At 69.4% G+C, this 17,007-nt stretch carries 17 protein-coding genes; all 17 read right to left on the bottom strand.

The window, feature by feature from the left end:
* A partial coding sequence (locus AB0L71_RS27955) for a hypothetical protein (protein ID WP_365248026.1) occupies positions 1-970 on the bottom strand: 970 nt, incomplete at its 3' end.
* The gene (locus AB0L71_RS27960; protein ID WP_365248028.1) at positions 967-1,902 is read right to left on the bottom strand and encodes a hypothetical protein; all 936 of its coding nucleotides are present in this window, start codon (positions 1,900-1,902) and stop codon (positions 967-969) included. The genes AB0L71_RS27955 and AB0L71_RS27960, both read right to left, overlap by 4 nt.
* Positions 1,903-1,914: 12 nt before the next feature.
* A complete protein-coding gene (locus tag AB0L71_RS27965) occupies positions 1,915-2,820 on the bottom strand; it encodes a hypothetical protein (protein WP_365248030.1) in 906 nt (301 codons plus the stop codon).
* Positions 2,807-7,309 carry a hypothetical protein gene (locus AB0L71_RS27970; protein ID WP_365248032.1) on the bottom strand — a complete coding sequence of 1,501 codons (4,503 nt, stop codon included), beginning with the start codon at positions 7,307-7,309 and terminating at the stop codon, positions 2,807-2,809. The genes AB0L71_RS27965 and AB0L71_RS27970 overlap by 14 nt, the downstream gene beginning before the upstream one ends.
* 396 nt (positions 7,310-7,705) lie before the next feature.
* Positions 7,706-8,266 (bottom strand): hypothetical protein, encoded by a 561-nt coding sequence (locus AB0L71_RS27975; RefSeq protein WP_365248034.1) that lies wholly within the window; start codon positions 8,264-8,266, stop codon positions 7,706-7,708.
* Between the two features lie 103 nt (positions 8,267-8,369).
* Positions 8,370-8,849, bottom strand: coding sequence for a hypothetical protein (locus AB0L71_RS27980; RefSeq protein WP_365248036.1), 480 nt, complete (start codon positions 8,847-8,849; stop codon positions 8,370-8,372).
* A 135-nt stretch (positions 8,850-8,984) separates the two neighbouring features.
* Positions 8,985-9,434: a hypothetical protein gene (locus AB0L71_RS27985; protein WP_365248038.1), complete on the bottom strand. Its 450-nt coding sequence runs from the start codon at positions 9,432-9,434 to the stop codon at positions 8,985-8,987.
* On the bottom strand, positions 9,431-9,820 hold the full coding sequence (locus tag AB0L71_RS27990; protein ID WP_365248040.1) for an HK97 gp10 family phage protein: 390 nt from the start codon (positions 9,818-9,820) through the stop codon (positions 9,431-9,433). The genes AB0L71_RS27985 and AB0L71_RS27990 overlap by 4 nt, the downstream gene beginning before the upstream one ends.
* Positions 9,817-10,269: a DUF6093 family protein gene (locus tag AB0L71_RS27995; protein ID WP_365248042.1), complete on the bottom strand. Its 453-nt coding sequence runs from the start codon at positions 10,267-10,269 to the stop codon at positions 9,817-9,819. Before AB0L71_RS27995 ends, AB0L71_RS27990 begins: the two co-directional genes overlap by 4 nt.
* A complete protein-coding gene (locus tag AB0L71_RS28000; protein ID WP_365248044.1) occupies positions 10,269-10,646 on the bottom strand; it encodes a hypothetical protein in 378 nt (125 codons plus the stop codon). The genes AB0L71_RS27995 and AB0L71_RS28000 overlap by 1 nt, the downstream gene beginning before the upstream one ends.
* Positions 10,643-11,476, bottom strand: coding sequence for a hypothetical protein (locus tag AB0L71_RS28005; RefSeq protein WP_365248046.1), 834 nt, complete (start codon positions 11,474-11,476; stop codon positions 10,643-10,645). Before AB0L71_RS28005 ends, AB0L71_RS28000 begins: the two co-directional genes overlap by 4 nt.
* Positions 11,473-11,805, bottom strand: coding sequence for a hypothetical protein (locus tag AB0L71_RS28010; RefSeq protein ID WP_365248048.1), 333 nt, complete (start codon positions 11,803-11,805; stop codon positions 11,473-11,475). The genes AB0L71_RS28005 and AB0L71_RS28010 overlap by 4 nt, the downstream gene beginning before the upstream one ends.
* A gap of 129 nt (positions 11,806-11,934) precedes the next feature.
* Positions 11,935-12,312: a hypothetical protein gene (locus AB0L71_RS28015; protein ID WP_365248050.1), complete on the bottom strand. Its 378-nt coding sequence runs from the start codon at positions 12,310-12,312 to the stop codon at positions 11,935-11,937.
* Between the two features lie 3 nt (positions 12,313-12,315).
* Positions 12,316-13,380: a major capsid protein gene (locus tag AB0L71_RS28020; RefSeq protein WP_365248052.1), complete on the bottom strand. Its 1,065-nt coding sequence runs from the start codon at positions 13,378-13,380 to the stop codon at positions 12,316-12,318.
* Positions 13,381-13,394: 14 nt separating this feature from the next.
* Positions 13,395-14,132, bottom strand: a complete 738-nt coding sequence (locus AB0L71_RS28025; RefSeq protein WP_365248054.1) for a hypothetical protein — start codon at positions 14,130-14,132, stop codon at positions 13,395-13,397.
* A gap of 104 nt (positions 14,133-14,236) precedes the next feature.
* On the bottom strand, positions 14,237-15,058 hold the full coding sequence (locus tag AB0L71_RS28030; RefSeq protein WP_365248056.1) for a hypothetical protein: 822 nt from the start codon (positions 15,056-15,058) through the stop codon (positions 14,237-14,239).
* A 65-nt stretch (positions 15,059-15,123) separates the two neighbouring features.
* Positions 15,124-16,992 (bottom strand): hypothetical protein, encoded by a 1,869-nt coding sequence (locus tag AB0L71_RS28035; protein WP_365248058.1) that lies wholly within the window; start codon positions 16,990-16,992, stop codon positions 15,124-15,126.
* Between the last annotated feature and the right edge of the window lie 15 nt (positions 16,993-17,007).

Raw genomic sequence — 17,007 nt, forward strand, 5'->3', positions numbered from 1 at the left:
GGACGCGGACGTAAACGTCGTCGCCGACCTGCCAGGCTCCGAACGGGGCTGCGAGGGTGTCGCGGATGGTGATCTGGTCGACGGAGCCGAGGACTTCGCGCCGTCCGCGTTCGGCGGCGGTCAGGGAGGCAAGGACGTCGTTGCCCTTGACCTCGGGAAAGTCCGCGACGTGCTCCAATCGGAGCCTTCCGTTGCGGACGGCGGAGATCTGGCGGCGCTTCGCGGACCCGTCGCCGGCGCCCATGCCGATGACGACCTGCGCGTAGTCGTCGCCGGAGAACGGGACCTCGGGGTCTTCGATGATGTTCACGCCGCTGGAGAAGGTGATGTCGGTTCGGCGGGCGCCAAGGCGCGGCCAGCCGAGCCGGATCCGGCGCACCGGGGCCGTCTTGGCGCTGTTCCATGAGGTTGTGCACGTGTAGTCGGGGCTAGCTTCGGCCGAGACCATGTCGTCGACGATGTCGCCGAGCGCTCGGGAGTCCCACCAGTTGCTGTCGTACCGTTCGGCTGGGGTGCCGACGGTCGACGTGGATGTGGTGGTGTCAACGACGACGCCGAGGTTCCCGTCGGCGATGGACTGGGCGTAGGCCCACACGTCGCGGATGACCTGGCACCTGTCGGCGTTCACGTAGGGGCCGCGGGCGCCGAGTTGCCCGTCCACGTCGTGCCGCTTCATCAGATACGACGACCATCCCGCTGCTTCGATCTGCAGGGCGTCGCCCTGGGGGCGGACGTCCCAGACGAGGCCGCCCCACCTGAGCTGGCCGGCGGACTCGACGTAGATGAGCGTGGTGCCCGGGTCGAGAAGGGTCGGGCTCTGGGAGAGGAGCCGCGGGGACAGGGTGCCGGTGAGGGAGCCGGGCCCATTCAGCTCGTCGCCGTACTCCAGGCCCTGCACGGGCAGGGCCAGGGAAAGCCACTCCCCCGTCAGGGCGTGCTGGGTGAGGACCCGGTCCGGTACGGGGGTCACCGGGGCGCCTCAAAGAACTCGATGTCCGCCTTCAAGGTGGTGGAGGCGTCCACGGCGACGGTGCCCGTGTTCCCGGTGGTACCTGTCGCCTGTGCACGCAGGAGCTGTGTGGTGCCGCGGTAGGCGTCGGGGATAGTCAGGGTGTCAGCGACGAAGACGGTGGCGCGACGGATCGCTGTTTGGTTGTCGTCGAGGATGACGGGCTGCAGGGAGAGAGAAGCCCCGAACGTGGCCCGGAGCGATCCGATGAAGGCTGCGACGCTGTACTTGAGCTGGGCGATGTCTACGCTGATGACCGCTTGGGTTGCCCAGTCGGGGATGGGGATGTTCCACCCTGCCGCGGTGGAGAAGTACGTGTAGGTCCCGTTGCTGTTGTTGATCCCGGTGGATGTGGTGGTGGGTGATTGGATCCACTGGCGGCGGTCTCGGCGGGGGGTTGCAATCTGCCGAATGTCCTTGATCATGGCGGTGGTGATCGTGGACGTGGATGCGGGAATGTCGATCCGGGCGAGCGGGATGCCGGTGCGTCCGTCGGGGATCGTTGTCGCGCTGGACGAGACGTTCGAGATGACCTGGAAGTAGTTGATCTGGTCGACGACGGGGTTGAGGGTGCCTTCGTACTCCGGGTCCTCCACCCGCAGGATCACCATGTCGGACCGGGCGGAGCCACCGGTCGCGGCGATCGGGACGGTGGCGGCGCCGATGTTGCACACCGAGTACGTGCCCTGGAACGCGTTGACGCGGCCGCGGACAACTCCGGACCCGTCACCGACCTGAACACTGGCGCCGGGGGTGGACAGCTGGGTGACCTTGAGGTCGGTGCCCTGCGTGATGCCTTCCGCCCCGGACACGAGGTCGCGGACCATCATGCGGAACTGCTGAGCACTGTGGGTGGCGCCGTTCGTGAGGATCGGCACGGGGAAAAGGGCCATGATGTGCGCTCCTCAGAGGGCGGTGTAGGCGTCGCGCCAGGTCAGGCGCAGGCGGGCAGAGTTCGTGTTGTCGAATCCGGTCCAGCGCATCTCGGACTGGCCCGGCGGCAGGGAGAACAGATCGATCCGGGAAGCTGCGGACAGGAGGGTGGAGGCGTTGCCGCCGGTCTCGCGCCTCACGGTGCGGTAGCCGGGCCGTGTGTCGATCTCCACCCACTGGCTTGAGCTGGTGAGGTTGAGCGTCGGCAAGGACAGCTGCCGTCCAGACGCGACGTGCGTGATGGTGACCGTGGCGACCGGTCCCGTGATCCGGATGACCGGCCACGCGTTCCCGGTGCCTCGGTTGGTGACCCAGCCGGGCCGGGTGGCGGCCGTCGTCCCGGACTGCACGAAGACCGGGGCGACGACCGGGGCCGCGAATCCTCCGCCGGTCAACCAACCGAGCGGGATCTCGGTGGTGGTGGTCTCGTCGGCGTAGAACACCGGGTCCGTCGCGATGAACTCGATGTCGAGGGGGACGTAGCCGTGGATGACCTGCTTGAACTCCGGGTCCAGCCTGCGGAGCCGGCCGTGGAGGCGCTTCACCGGGCGGCCGGGGCGCAGGATCCGCAGCGGCATCGTCGCCCCACCCGTCAGCCGCACAGCAGGGTCGTCGGCCGCGGCCTGCAGCGCGGCCACCACGTCGTGGCAGGCAGCCGGATCACCGGGGATGCGGACCGCGGCATCGAACTGGACCTGCCGGGCGGCGTAGTAGTCGGGCCCGGCGAAGGCACCGTCCATGCTGGGCTGGTCGGCGTCGTTGTCCCGGACCGGTGGCCGGCCCAGCCCCGTCGTCTCCATGACCTGCACCGATGTTCCGGCGCCCATCAGGACGCCACCGAGTTCGTACTGCCAGTCCGTGAGCTCAAGCGGCGGCACGGGCGTTCACCCCTCCCCTGCGGGCCCGGCGCACCGAGCGGCCGACCTGCGATCCGATGTCCGATGCGGACGCCCCGGTGCGGACTGCGGTGACGTTGACGTGGGTGTCGCCGCCCTCGCGGATGACGATCGGGCGGGTGGCGGACATGTCCGTGAGGCCGACACCGAACCGGGAGGCCACGTCGCGCAGCACGTTCGTGGCGGCGCGGCGCTTGGATGCGCCGAGCGGGATGTACGCCTCCCCACCGGTGGACGGCTCCGCAAAGGTCACGGCGCCGGCGCGGGTGGCGTAGATGCCCTCCCGGATCCCGCCGTCCGCGTAGCTGAGCCCCTTGTTCGCGCGACCCAGGTCGGCGAGGAACTTCGTAGCCCGGGACCCGAGCGACGACTTGATCTGACTCTTGGCCTTATTGGCGATGGTGATGATCTCGTCCTCGCCCAGGCCGGTCGTGTCCGCGACCGTGTGCAGCCCCGTCTTGCTGGTTTTGACGGCGGCGATGATGGCGACGAGCTCTTGCACCTCGTCGGACGTGAGCGCGCTGTTGCTCTTCTTCGCCGCGGCGTTCGCGCTCGAGGCCTTCTTCTTGTCCTTGACCGCGGCTGCTGCGAGTTCCTGCGCCGCGGTGTTACCCTGCGCGGCCAGCTGTGCGGCCAGGTCCCCGTACCCGCGGCTGGCCAGAGTGGCGAGGTTCTTCGTGAACGTCGCATCTGAGGCGTTCACCTTGGCGAGCTGCCGGGTGTAGTCCGTGAGTGAGGCCTTGGCGACCTTGGTCAGGTCGCGGAGGGCCTTGGCCATGTCCTCGGCGTACTTCTTCGACCCGGTGGCCATCTTGTGGGCGAGCTTGATGCCGTCCTCACCCATGCCTGCCAGGGCGTTGGCGACATCCCCGCCGAGCCGGTCGGCGACCTTCTCCAGGTCGGTGTTCCAGGCGCGGGTGGCCTTCGCGTTGCTCTTGATCTTTTTCTCGACGGCGCCGAGGTCGAAGTAGTCGACTTCCTTCGTCTTCCCCTTGACCTTGACCTTCTTGGTCTTATGCCCGGCCTGTCCGGCGTCGGAGGAGGTGTACAGGGACCCGGTCTGGGGGTCGTACGTCCAGTCGGTGACGCTGCCAGCCGCGTTCCACTGGATGCCGGCGGGGTCGCCGCCGAGGCGCCGGATCGTCTCCTCCGTGATGGCCCGGGACCGGGCGCGCTTCGACGCGGCGAGGGGGATGTACGCCTCTCCCCCGGTCTCGTCTTCCGCCCACACGCGCCACGCCCCTGCAGGGGCAATCTGTGCGACGTGCTGTTCCCTGCGGTCGTTCATACCGCCGCGGGCGTAGAAGGAGAGGACGGAGCCGTTCGCCTGGTGGGGCGCCTGCACCATGTCGGGAACGCTGTTCGCGTCCTTGTCGTACACGGTGCGCTTCACGTACGTCGTGGTGATGGTGATGGACTTGTCCTTCAGCCCATCTCGAGCTGCCCGGACCGCGCCAAGACCGGCCAGTGCCGCACCGGTGTTCGCGGTGACCTTGACCCGCCCGTCGGGCAGCGTCTCCGTCTTGTAGCCCAGGGCCTGCAGGAGCGACATCGCAGTCGCGGTCAGCGCGTTGACCGTGACGGACTTCTTGCCCGGTGTCGCCTCGATCTTCGCGATGACAGCGTTCAGACCGGCGATGGCGTCCTCACGGTCCATCTCGATCCGGGTCTTCTTGTCGTCCGGGATGTCGAGGATGCTGGCGGCAAGGGCTGTGGCCTGGGCTTTGGTGAGGCCCATCTGTACGGCAGTGTCGATGAGGGCGGTCCGGCCGCGGGCGTAGATGCCGTTGACGTACTCCCAGGACTTTCCGGACTCGCGGGCGGCGGTGGCTGCACTGTCGGTCTTTGCGCCGAGGTCCTGCAGCGCGGTCGCGGCGGCCTGGGCCTTGGGGCTGTTCAGGTCCAGTTCGCCGTTGACCATCCGCAGGGCGCCCGCGTTTTCCTTCGCGGCCTTCTGCGCGGCGTCGATCCCGGCCTCGAATCCGATCATGCCGCCGAGCGCTGCCCGGTTGACGTCGTTCAGGGCGACGATCGACTGGCGCAGCCCGTCCGTGGATGCTCTTTGCGCGTCGAGCTTCGCCTTGGTGGCCATAGCCTGGGATCCGAAGACACCCATCCCGGCCGCGGCCAGCTGCTGCTCGGCCTTCAGGGACGCGAGCGAGGCCTTGTACTCGGGGAAGAGGGCGTTGATCTCCTTGGTGGACCAGCCGGCCTTCTTCCCCGCCCGGCTGAGCAAGTCGAATCCGGCAGCGGCCTCCTTCGCGTTGCCGCTGGATGCCATCTGCGCGAGGGCCTCGTCGACACCCTTGAAGTCGTCCTTCAGGGCGTTCAACGACTCCTCGCCCTGGGAGAGGTCGTTGGCCTTGTCGCCGAACCAGTCCGCGATGTCGTCGAGGACCGGAATCCGGAAACCGAACGCCCCCTCAGAAGCCTTCTTCGCCTTGTCGGCCTCGACCTGGTACTTCTTCATCGAGTCGATGAGGCCCTCGAACCCGCCGAACGTCGCCTTGAGCTCGCCGGTCATTTGCCCGGTCAGGGCGAGCTGCTTGAGGGACGTGGTGAGCCGGTCGACGTCCGGAGGTGCGCCGCGGGCCTTGTCGGCGAGCTTGTCGATACCGATCGCGACCAGGCCGAGGACTCCCAGGCCGACCGAGACTTTCTGCAGGGCGGACATGCGCTGCACGACACCGGTGATGGCGGGGCCGACGCCGCCGAACCGGGCGGAGCGGACGAACGCGGCCAGGGATGCGGCCGCCGCGCCGCCGGACACGGCACCCACGGCTGCGATGCCCAGGGTGACGAGCTTGAGCGCCGCGTACAGCTGCAGGAATACGGACAGGGCGGGCGCGGGGACGGCGTTGACGAGCTTGGCCAGGGCGTTGGCCGCGGTCAGGACACTGACGCCCATGTCGGAGGCTGCGACCAGTAGGTGCAGTACGACCTGCGCCAGGTTGCCGAGGGTTTCGGCGACCAGGGGTCCGTTCGTGCGGGCGTAGTCGAGGAACTCGCGCAGGTTGGCGTCGATGTTCCCGGTGTTCAGGGCTTGGGTGAATCGGATGAGGGCGGTGGTGCCGCGGGCGAGGGAGTCCGTAGCGAACCGGGTGAAGGCGGCTACGAACCGGTCGAAGCCCGGGGTGTTCATGCCCCCGGCGGCAACGTTGAGGAGCCGGTCGAGTTCCTTGGATGCGCCCTTCACCAGCGGGGTGAGGCGCGGCAGGGTGGCGCCGAACAGCTGCATGCTCTTCGTGACGACGGGCATGGTGTCGCCGGCCAGTGCATCCGACCACGCCGTGTACTGGTCTTTCAGCGCGGCCAGTTCGGCGGCGGCCTCCCGGGACGCCGGAGGCATCTCCGCCAGGGTGCGCAGGTACTCCTTCTCCGCCGTCGCCGCCTCGGTGGAGGCCTGGCCGTGCTCGCGGACTGCCTTTTGGTACTTCTCTTCAGCGTCAGCGGACTCGGTGAGGGCGATGATCTGGCCGGCCACCGCTACCCCGAAGGCGCCGACGGCACTGCCTGCGGCGGCCATGCCTGCTGCGATCGGGACGGTGGCGGCGGCGATCGGGATCAAGGCGGTTGCCAGGCCGACGGCGGCCTGCATGAGGTTCCGGGTGCCGCCGGATGCGTTGTTCGTGGAGTTGCCGAGGCTGCCGGCGGAGCCGCGCAGACCGTTCATGCGCCCGCCGACCCGGCGGAGCGTTCCGTCGAGGTCGTCGAGGTCGCCGCGCAGGGCACGGGTGCGTCCGGACAGCCCGTCGAGGCGCCCGTCGGTCGTACGGGCGGCGCTGTTGAGGGCCCGGATCCCGACTGCTGCGGTCAGGGCACGGGTACGTAGTTCGTCCAGGGCGTCGGCTGCCGCGGCGGCCCGGCCGCGAAGGGTCCGCAGGGTGCGGGCCAGGTCGTTGGCGGCTTCCTCCGCCGCCCGGAGGGCCAGGGTTGCCGCAGCGCCGCGGGTGGCGAGTGCGGTCAGGGCAGTGTCGGTTCGTCCAGCGTTGGTGTGCAGGTCGCGCATTGCCGCGGCTGCAGCAGCGATCTGTGCGGGGTCGCCGTCGAAGTTGACCCGGATCCGTACCGGGCTCAGTCGCTGAATCTCGGCGATGGACGCGCGGATCGCGGCACGCCCCTGGGCGGTTTCGTCATCAAGGTGGGCGGTGATGCGTACGTCGCGCAGCGCCGCCTGCAGACGGGTCTCCGCGACCTCGGCAGCGCGGGCGAGGTCCCGGAACTGGCGGGCCGCGTCCCGGGCCTGCCCGGCCATGCGGGCGAGCCGGGCTCGGGAACGGTCGGAGGCGGACCCCAGGCCGGTGACGGCACCCTGTGCGGCACGGGATGCCGTACCAAGGCCGCGGACCTCCCGCTGCGCGTCGCGGGTGGCGGTGGCCAGGGTGCGGGCGTGGCCGGCGTTCTCCCGCAGGGTGCGTGCCAGGCTCTCGCCCTGGCCGCGCAGGTCCACGCTCAGGTTCCAGTTCGCCACCGGCCCGCCCTCCCCTCGTCGTCGTTCGTGCTGTTCAGGTCAGGTGCTGCTGTACGTCGAGTGCTGCGGCCACGGAGGCCGGGAGCAGCACGACTTTCATTCCGGCGCCCGCTTGCCCATCAGGGATGTGCTTCTGGACGCTTTGGATCTCTTCGCAGCCGAAGCAGCGACGCGTGGATGCGACGTACGCGTAGGGGTCGCCGCCGAGGTCGGGGTCCCACTCGGACTCGCGGGTACCGCACTGCGGGCACACGGTGCGCTGGTAGGCGTGGAAAGCGAGGGCTTTGGCGCGGTCCTTCGCCGTCCAGGTGCCGTCGCCCGCTCCCTTGAACTGGGAGTGCGGGATTCCGAACTCGTGGCACAGCTCCAGTTCCGCCCGCAGAAGGTCATCGGTGATCAGCCTTTTCCCAGGTCCATGCGCTCCTCGCGCTGGACCCCGAATGCGGTGTTCAGGAGCGCTTCGGCTTCGGCCTGCGACCAGGTGTCCAGGAAGGCGGCGGCGTCCTCTTCGGTGATGCCGTCGAGGGAAGACGCGGCGATCAGGACGGGGCCGAGGGTGTCGAGGTTGAACGCGTAGCCGTCGTCGGACTGGTCCTCGGTCGGCTTGTGAGCCTCGATCAGCTCCTTGTAGGTGCGCCGGTCCAAGGCCTGGAAGCGCAGCACGATTGACGCGTCATCGACGGCGGCCTGCGCCGTGGTGAGGTTCGCGGTCGCGTCGCGCAGGACCGCCTGGGCGGCTTCGTCCTCGGGGTTGCGGTCGGCCTGTTCGGTTGCCTGCTGGTGCACGAACTTGGCCTGCGCGAGGGCCTGCTTGGTCTCGTGGTCGTCGCAGATCGTCAGCTTCAGCACGGGGCGGGTGCGGTTGAGGAGCCGCTCCCGGGTGGCCGCCCAGTGGGCGTCGGCTGCGATGGCGGCGGCCGGCGGGTGGGGTGCTGTGGTCTTCTTCGCGGTGGTCATGAGGTGGGTCCTCCGTCAGGGGAAGGGGGCCCGGCCGGGCGCCGCACGGGCGCCCCTTCCCGAACACGCGTGTCGGGCCCGGCCGGGAGCTGAGGGGGGTGGGTCAGGTCGCGGCGGGCACTGCGGCGCCCTGGACCGGCCGGGAAGTGATGGAGCAGGTGACGACGAACTTCGCGGCCTCGTTGTCGGCGGTGTACTGCGGCGACTGGGAGGCGACACGGATCGGGAAGACGTCCATCGACTTGTTCGTCGGGACATTGCCCTTCCGGAAGATCACGACGTAGCCGGTGGTGCCCTTGGCGAGCATCTCTTCGATGTCGGCGTCGACCTCGTCCTCGTAGAACGTGAACGTGCTGGTCTCGGCCTTGTCGGAGCCGGGGATCGTGGAGTCGTAGGTGTCCGCCATGTTCGGCGTCTCGATCTCGTTGTTGGAGACCGTCCACCCGTCCATCGCGGCGATCTGCTCGGAGAACTCGGTACCAGCGGTGATCTCGGCACGGGTCGGGATCATGGTGGTGGCGGCGATCGTCTCGAGGAAGTAGAACTTCGACGTTCCGCGCCGCATGTACTTCTTGACCGGCATGGGATGGGCCCCTTGTCCCGGGGCCATCCGGCGGTGCGGACCGGGCCCCTTACACGTGGTGTGTGGGTGCGGCCACCTGCGTGGTGGCGTCCGCGTGGGGTCCCGCCGCGGTGCGGTAAGCGGCCTGATCGAATGTCAGGCCGAGGTCAGGTCGAGCCTGAACCGCTGTACGTAACTCATGATGGCATCGGAGGGATCATTCGTTGCCCCCGGTTCGGTATCGAGGGATCGTCCGATGACCCGGGCGCCTGGGATGACCAGCTGGTGCAGCCACAGTCCGGTTCCCGGATCACGGCCCAGGATCGCGGTACGGGCCTTGTCGGCCATCCACTCCGCCTGGTCGGCGACACCGTGCGAGTCCGGGTCGGACGGGTCCGGGCCGGACACCGACGTCACCTGGTAGACGAACGAGGCGTCTTCGTTCAGGTCGCTGAAGGGAGCCCCGGAGACCGCGGCCGGTACGGCGTACAGCAGGTAGTACGGCGGGATGGTGTCCTCCGGCTTCCGGCCCCGCCCGACAGGGAGCCCGGTCGCGGAGGCGAGGAGCGCGGACAGGGCCATCGTCACCGGCAGGCGCTGGATCATTCGAACACCTCCGCAGCAGCATCGCGCATACCGTCCTTGAGGAGGTTCTGCATGCGCGGGATGGCGGGGCCGACGTGCGGGAACGGCGGCTGGTAGAAATGCCGGCCGAGGCTGTCGGTCATGTTGTAGAACCCGAACTCGAGACGCCTGCCCTGCGGGGCGTCGGTGCCGACCGTGCACTCGGCCCCGTACGGGATTCTGCGGGTGACGGTCTGCCAAGACGACCTGTACCTACCGGTGATGACATTCGGCCCGGGGCGGCCGGACGCGGCAGCGCGGATCATGCCGCGCCCGAGTTCCGCAGCGTGCTGGACTCGCCGGGTGATGGCGGGTCCGAGGTTGTCCGCAGCGGCCTCGAGCCGGTCGGCGAGCTCGTCTGGGGTCACGCCGCGCCTCCTGCCGGGAGGTTGTTCTGGTCCAGGGGCGTCTTGCGGACCACCTCCACCGTGCTGGCCATGCCCGGGCCGGCGCACGTCCAGGCACGCCCCAGGAGGGACGTCCGCGCCGGGTCGTGAACGGCCACAACGGTCGCGATGGCGTTCTCCGGCGGCATGGGCGCCGTGAGCGGCGTCAGCAGGAAGTACGACAGCTTGGCCTGCTGTGTCCAGGGCTGCACCCCGTCGAAGGTGGCGCCTCGCTCCGTGGTGGCGCTGGCGGGGACGACCGCTCCGGGCCCCTCATATAGCACCTCACCGTCGGGGCGCTCGAGCTGGCCCGTCGTCGTGTCGAGGACGGGCTCACCGGTGGGGGGCAGCGTGATGCGGACGGTGTCGATCAGGAGGTTGCTGGAGATCCAGCGGGTGACACCGGCCAGGGCGCGGTCGAGTCCTGCCATCAGGTCCTCCCCTGTGCGCAGTCGGCGAGCTGCGCCAGTATCGCCCTGGTGATCTCGTGTTTACTGCCGTCCAGGTCGTCACGGTTCAGGGCGGCCTGGTGCAGTGCTGCGGGGTCGATGTTGGAGAGGAACGCAGCGATCTGCTGCCCCGGGTCCTGCTCGTCACCGACGACGACGTGCGCGACACCGTCGAGGATGGCGCCGCCGGTCGCGTTGGCGTAGAGGACGAGCAGGGGGATCTGTCCGACGCGCTGCTCAAGGTTGAAGCCCTGCAGACCGGCGCTGATGTCTGTGTCGCCGATACGGACCTGGGCCCCGGCGGGGTCGGCGGCGATCCGGATCGGGCGCGGTCGGTCGGCCATGCTCGGACCGGTCATGTGAGGGCTCCCAGAGTGTCGGGGCGTTCGAAGTGCGGGAGGAATTCTCGAATGCAGTGGGCGTGGGCGGTGGGGTGGGCGAGCGCGTCGTCGATGTCGCGGATGGTGCCGTCGGCCCGGTCCGGGTCCTTGTGTGACGTCCACCCGCAGTCGGCGCCGTCCCTGACCTTGACCTGGGTGCAGTTGAGCTGTTCGTACGCGGTGGCGACGGATCCGGCGTTGGCGGTGGTCACGGCCTGCCAGGAGATCGCGGCGGCTGCCCACGCTTCGACGGGGTGCCGTGCGTCGTTCGCGTAGATGACCGTGCCCAGCGGGTGCTCGTCGCGGAGGGTGTCGCGGTTGAACGTGCCGTACTCGAAACGGCTGGCGCGCGCTCGGGCGGCGTCCACTGCGGCGCGAAGGAAGGCGCGGGCCCGGCGCACCGCTTCCTGCAGGCGGCCCATGAGGTCGGCGTAGTACTGGGACGACAGGGTGGTGATGGCGGTCTGATGGCGGGCGGTCCAGGACCACATGCGGTGGGGGCGGTCGGCCCGGTCGAGCATGCCGAGCGCCCCTTCCCGGTAGGCGAGCGGCAGGTCGGTGGCCGCCCACCGTTCGGTGAACGCTCCGACGGCACGGTCGAAGTCGGCGAGGCTGCGCTGGAACGCGAGGGTGGCGGTGCGGATACGGGCGGCGGCGCTGCGGCCGGGCCGGATCGCGGCGAGCGTGTCGAGGAACTGGTTCTGGGCGGTAGTGAGGATCCGCCAGGCGGCAGTGAGCCGGCCAGTGGCGTCGCTGATGAACGCGAGGAGCCTTTGGCGCAGGGTGCGGCGTCTCAGGGGCGTAGTCATCGGCGGGGCCGTTCCACGAGGAACATCACACCGAACCCGCCAGCGTCACCGGACGGGTCATCGGGGTCGTCCGGGGCGGGTGGTTCCCCCTCTTCGAGGGCGGTGATCTGCCGCTCGTACGCCTTGATGTTCTCGACGAAGCCGACACCCACAACGCCGGTCACGGTCACGGTGGCGGGCTGGGCGCGTAGGGCGGCGAGGAGTTCGCGCAGAACCTCGAGCGCGACAGCCCGCGCGGTGCCGAGCCGGGTGTAGCGGACTTCGAGGTCGGCAAAGTCGCTGTCCTTGCCGAGCTGTGAGCTGAGCCAGGCGCGAACGTTGGCGTCCACCGGTACCTCCGAAGCGTGTGGGTGGGAAGGGGGGACGGGATGCGGGCCCGCTGGCGCCCCACCAGAGGTGGGCCCGCATCCTGTTCGGCCGCCGGTGCCCTCGTCGGCGGCCGTCCGGCCCCGGGCCGGTCAGGTGGCCGCGGGCTTGACGGCGGCCGTCTTACGGGCTGCCGTCTTCTTCGCGGCCGGCTTGGCGCCCTCGGCAGGCTCGTCCGGGGTGGACGGGGCAGCGTCGGGTTCGGTGTCAGCGTCGGCGGAGGGCTCCGAGTCGTCGCCAGAGGCGGCGTCCGGGTCGTCGCCGGTAGGGTCCCCGGCTCCCTCCGGGTCCTTCGGTGCGTTCTCCGTCTTCGCCTTCGCGAGGCGCGGGAGCTTCCCGTCGACCCAGGCGGCCGGGTTCGTCACCAGAGCGGCCAGGCGTGGCTCCGGGAGCGTTCCCGGAGCGAGTTCCACGGTCTGGTGCGTGTCCGGGTCCGTCACGTAGACGGTCCCCTTCAGCTGGGCTCCCATGGGTCACCACACCGTCGCGGCGATGTGAATGTCCGAGGTGTACATGACGGGCATGGCCGCGGCGTTGGCCTTCGTGTACACCTGGACCGGGTCGTCCTGGTAGCCGGCTGTGACGATGATGCCGGGTGCCTCTTCGGCCTCGATCGACGGGTTGGAGCCGCGGGAGAGGACCATGCCTTCTGCGGTGAGTCCGTACTGGGTTTCCCCCATGAGGCGTGCGTCGGGCGGCAGCAGGAAGAACATGTTCTCCGGCAGGGCCCGAACGTCACTTCCGCTGTCCAGCGGGATGGTGACGTCGTAGTCGACGATCGGCGGCAGTCCGTAGCGGCCGCGGACGACGTTGACCTCGTTGGGGGCGAGAACGGACGTCGGGATCGTGGACGCGGAGTTCACCGACCCGTAGTAGGCCGCCCGGTAGGAGTCGTTGCCCATGGCCAGGGCCATGCCCTGGTAGGACGTCAGCGCCCGGGCGGGGCGGGGTGCCCCGCTCTTGCGTAGGACCTCGATCCACCGCATCTCGTCGGCGAGCATGTCTGCGGTCGGGTCGGTCCACGGCACGGGGGCCGTGGGCATGTTCGCGGCCGGGACCTTGTGGTCGGCCTCCAGGGTGAGGCCGTTCTCGTTGGTGAGGGTGAACTTGCCGTCGATGAGGAGGTCGGCGGCGGCCAGTTCCATGCGGTGCTTGATGGACAGGACGTGTGCTGCGACGTCGTCGTAGACGGCGCGGATGGCCTGCTCGCTGTCCATGCCGTGGGAGATGTTCTCGAGGATCGTCTCGAGTTCACCCAGGATGTACTTCTGTCCGAGGGGAAGGATCTTGCCCTCGGTGACGATCTGGGAGATCTCGCGCGAGGCGACCTTCGTCTGTGCGTCCCACGCCCGGTAGGACGCTGCGGCAACGCGTCGGCGGGTGGTGCGGTTCTGCCACTTCACGGAGTTGACGGTGCGCTCCGGGAAGACGGTCTGGGTGAGGAGGTAGTCCTCCGGGGTCTGGATCTCGCGGACGAACGCGTTGATCTTCGTCGGGGTGATGTCGCGGAGCAGGAGCTCCAGCATGTCGTTCGGCATGTCGGTTCTCCTGATCAGACCTTGTAGACGAACTGGGTGTTGGATCCGGCAGGAACGTCGGCCGGGTCGAAGGCGACGGGGAGCTTGGCGACGTCGATCTGGCCGTGGACCATCAGCGGGGCACCGGCCTTGGTGGAGCCGGGGTAGAAGGACACCTCGGTGAAGAGGAACCCGGCGAACTTCTGGGTGCCGTCCGAGGCGGTGGCGGTGCCGCCGCCGGTGGTGGTGGCGATGGTGACGCCGGGGGTGGTGCCGCCGGTGAGGCCGGTACCAGAAGCGGTGATTGCTGCGACGTTGTCGCCGAGGTACTGGCCGCCGAACGCGAGGGTGTAGGGGCCGCCAGCATTGCCGGTGACCTTGATGTCGCCAGGGTTGACGTTGGAGAGTGCCTCAAGTGCGGACTGCACGACGGCCGCGGTGGCGTTGTACGCGATCGCAGCAGTGGTCTGTCCGGAGAACGTCAGGGTGAACGTGCCCCCGGTCGGCGCGCCGGTGATGGTGGCGGTCTGGACCTCGTTGGTGACGGCGGCGTACGGCTCGTACAGGCCGGTCGTGGAGTTCTTCCCGAGCGGGATGCCGGACTTCAGCTTCCGCTCGGGCTGGTACTTCGACGCCTCGGTCCAGTGGAGGTTCTCGTCGAACGCGGTGAGATCGAGGGTGATGCTCTGGTTGGCTTCGATGCCGAGCATGCTCATCAGCCACGGGCGGCCGACGGCGAGGGTCTCGGTGCTGGTGTACGGCTGGATGTCCACGCCGTATCCCCTTTCGCGAGTGGTCGCGGTGTGTGAGAGGGCACCTGCGTGGTGCCGTCCACGGGGGGTGAGGGCGTGGTCCCTGGTCTGCGGGTTGTGCTGGTTCAGGCGGCTTCTGGGCGTCGCAGTCCCATGCGTTCGGCGATGGCGCGGGCCTCGCTCTGGATGGCGTCCTTGCTGCTGGCCGGTGTCCGCGGCGGGGGGCCGCCTGCGGGTGCGCCACCGGGGGCCGGAGGCAGGGCCGGGAGTGCGGTCTGGCCACCGAAGAGAACGGGGCGGCGCTCCTTGAGCGCTGTGGCGGCTTCGGTGATGGCGGTGTCGTCGGCGTCGTCAGCTACGCGCAGGAGGGCGACAGCATCATCGAGGTCGTCTCCGGTGGCGCCGAGGCGGACGAGGGCGGCACGGATGCTGCTGTCGCGGTCCCTGCGCGCGGCCGCGGCTTCGCGTTCGGCAGCAGCGGCTTCGCGCTCCTCGAACTCCTTCTCGCGGCGGGCGAGATCCTCGGCGCGGCGCTGTTCCTCGCTGAGCTGCGCCTGGCGGGCTTGCTCGGCTTCCTTGAACATGTCGCCGAACTTGGAGACGTCGAAGTTGTCAGGGTCGAAGGGGATGCCGGCGGCTTCGGCAAGTTCCTTCAGGGCGTTGCGCCGTCCCTTGGCATTCTCGCGGGCCATGATCTTGCTGAAGCGGTCCTGTGTCATGGCGAGGCCGGTCTCGTGGTCGACGAGGGGCTCAGGGGGGCCGGAACGGGTGGGAGGGGTCTGCTGCGGCGAGGTGCGGGCGGCGACCTCGGCGGGGGTTGGCACCGCGGTGGGCGTCGGGTTGCCGCCGTCGTTGTAGAACACCCCGAGCCCGGTGACACCGGTGTAGGGGTGGGTCCACGCCGACTGAATGGTGGGGGTGTGGTGGTGCTGCGCGGGGCGACGCATGAGGGCAGGTCCTCCCAAGGACAGTCCAGGCCCCGCGCCTGAGATCAAGGAAAGCACGGTCCGGGTCATTCGTTGCCCCTGCTCCCTTGCTGCCCCTGTACGGCGGGATCGTCGACGGCCGTGGCCGCGGGCAGTTCGGGGAGTTGGACAGCGGGTGCGGTCGGTTCGGCCGGTGCCTGACGGCCGAGGAACTTGGCGACCTCGTCCACGTTCCCGAGGGCGTCGGCCAGCATCCGGGCCTGCTCGAAGGCGCGGGCCTGGATCTGCTCGATTTCCTTCTCCGCGTCATCAATCGGCCACCCCGCCTCGGTGAGCATGCGGATCGCGGTCTCGAGGCTGATGACCTGCGCCCCGTACGCGGTGGCGACCTGCTCGAGAACTGCGGCCTTGTCCGTAGGGGTGTACGGACCCCGGACCAGGCGGGCGGGCAGCGGGGTTACGCCCACCCAGTCGGGGTGCTGGCCGGCGAGGAACAGGCGCTGCACGAAACGGAGCAGCAGGCGGTCCTTGTGGTCGCGGGCCAGGCGCATCCCGGAGATGAGGGAGTCGAGCGGGCCGAGGGACAGCTCGAGCGCGTACCCGGAGGGCACCTTGGACGGGTCCATGGTGCCGAGGGACACAGCGGGCAGGCGGACGACGTTCGCGGCACGGTCGGCAAGGTCGTGGCCGTGCTCGCGGAGCTCACGGAGCGCGGGCGAAGTGTCGATCGCGGTCAGGCGCCCGCCCTCCCCCAGCTTGAACAAGACGCCGGGTCCGACGGGCTGGTCCGGGCGTGAGTCGGTGACGCCGGAGATACCGATCATCGGGAGGCCGGTGGTCGCGGAGGCGCGCGCGGAGTCCGTGTCGGTGGAGGCGAGTTCGTCGAAGGCCTGCAGCGCCTTCGCGAGGGACGACTGCCCCCAGTGCTCCTCGGCCGGCGGGACCGTGTTCGGGACGTGGATGATCGGGACGAAATCGATGAGGAGATCCAGGTGGTCCAGGACTTCCCCGGATCCGCTGGTCGCGAAGACAGCCTTGTCCATGGGCAGGTCGTCGACGTCGACGTTGCCCTTCAGGTCGCCGAGCTCCCACGTGGCATCGGTCAGGTAGCAGGTTCGGTAGGCGGGCTGGTCGTTCCACGGGTACATGCGGGAGATGGCCCCGCTCCCGTCGACCTGGTCGCCGCGGCCAAGGACCGGAGCCGCGGGGGCGTCTTCGGTGGGGTCCGACATGACGGGGGCACGGACGGGCCTGCCCGCACGGTCGACACCGGACGCGGTGGCCGGGCGGATCCAGTCCAGCTCGTACGTGATGCGGCGCAGGCGCGGCTTGAGTCCGCGCTTGAGGTCCTCGGGGAGCTCCCACGCGATGTGGACCCGGTCCGGGTAGTCGGCCCCGTCCCCGTCCTCGGGCAAGATCGGAAAATAAAATCCGGGGTCGTACGTCTTGATCCGGACCCGGTTCTTCGCCGGGTCCCAGTACAGGAGGTACACCCCGTCGCCGAGACCGACGGCCTTCCGCTCGCATTGCAGCATCCGCATGGGGAGGAGTTCGTCATCCGCCCAGTCGCGCAGCAGGTCCTGGACGCGCTCGGCCGCCGCGGCCGCGGTCTCGTCGCCAGTGTCGGTCTGCTCGGCGCCCGGGACGGTGATGTGCTGCTCCCTGCCCATGACGTGCGCGACGAGGGTGTCGATGAACATGGACGGGTCGCCGAACTCACGCCGCTCCCGAGCGGACGGCCCGTCCCTCAGTTCGGCAAGCTCGCCGGCCTGGTTGTTGTCGTACGCGGCCAACAGCTTGTACGCGGCGAGGCGGCGCTCGTCGGCGGCCGGCACCCAGGAGGCGTGGGCCTCGGGGAACGCCCTGCGGTTGGGCATGCCGAGCGACGGGTCGGAGTAGACCGGCTTGTAGTTCAGCCACGACCACGCGTCGATGACCATGCTCTTGAGGCCCACAGAGTTCCCTCCGTA

Source organism: Streptomyces sp. NPDC052052 (assembly GCF_040680455.1).
GTDB lineage: Bacteria > Actinomycetota > Actinomycetes > Streptomycetales > Streptomycetaceae > Streptomyces.

Bases quoted from the DNA above. Each gene is read 5' to 3' on its own strand.
- AB0L71_RS27960 (WP_365248028.1), bottom strand. From the start codon at position 1,902: ATGGCCCTTTTCCCCGTGCCGATCCTCACGAACGGCGCCACCCACAGT.
- AB0L71_RS27975 (WP_365248034.1), bottom strand. From the start codon at position 8,266: ATGACCACCGCGAAGAAGACCACAGCACCCCACCCGCCGGCCGCCGCC.
- AB0L71_RS27980 (WP_365248036.1), bottom strand. From the start codon at position 8,849: ATGCCGGTCAAGAAGTACATGCGGCGCGGAACGTCGAAGTTCTACTTC.
- AB0L71_RS27985 (WP_365248038.1), bottom strand. From the start codon at position 9,434: ATGATCCAGCGCCTGCCGGTGACGATGGCCCTGTCCGCGCTCCTCGCC.
- AB0L71_RS27995 (WP_365248042.1), bottom strand. From the start codon at position 10,269: ATGGCAGGACTCGACCGCGCCCTGGCCGGTGTCACCCGCTGGATCTCC.
- AB0L71_RS28000 (WP_365248044.1), bottom strand. From the start codon at position 10,646: ATGACCGGTCCGAGCATGGCCGACCGACCGCGCCCGATCCGGATCGCC.
- AB0L71_RS28005 (WP_365248046.1), bottom strand. From the start codon at position 11,476: ATGACTACGCCCCTGAGACGCCGCACCCTGCGCCAAAGGCTCCTCGCG.
- AB0L71_RS28015 (WP_365248050.1), bottom strand. From the start codon at position 12,312: ATGGGAGCCCAGCTGAAGGGGACCGTCTACGTGACGGACCCGGACACG.
- AB0L71_RS28020 (WP_365248052.1), bottom strand. From the start codon at position 13,380: ATGCCGAACGACATGCTGGAGCTCCTGCTCCGCGACATCACCCCGACG.
- AB0L71_RS28030 (WP_365248056.1), bottom strand. From the start codon at position 15,058: ATGCGTCGCCCCGCGCAGCACCACCACACCCCCACCATTCAGTCGGCG.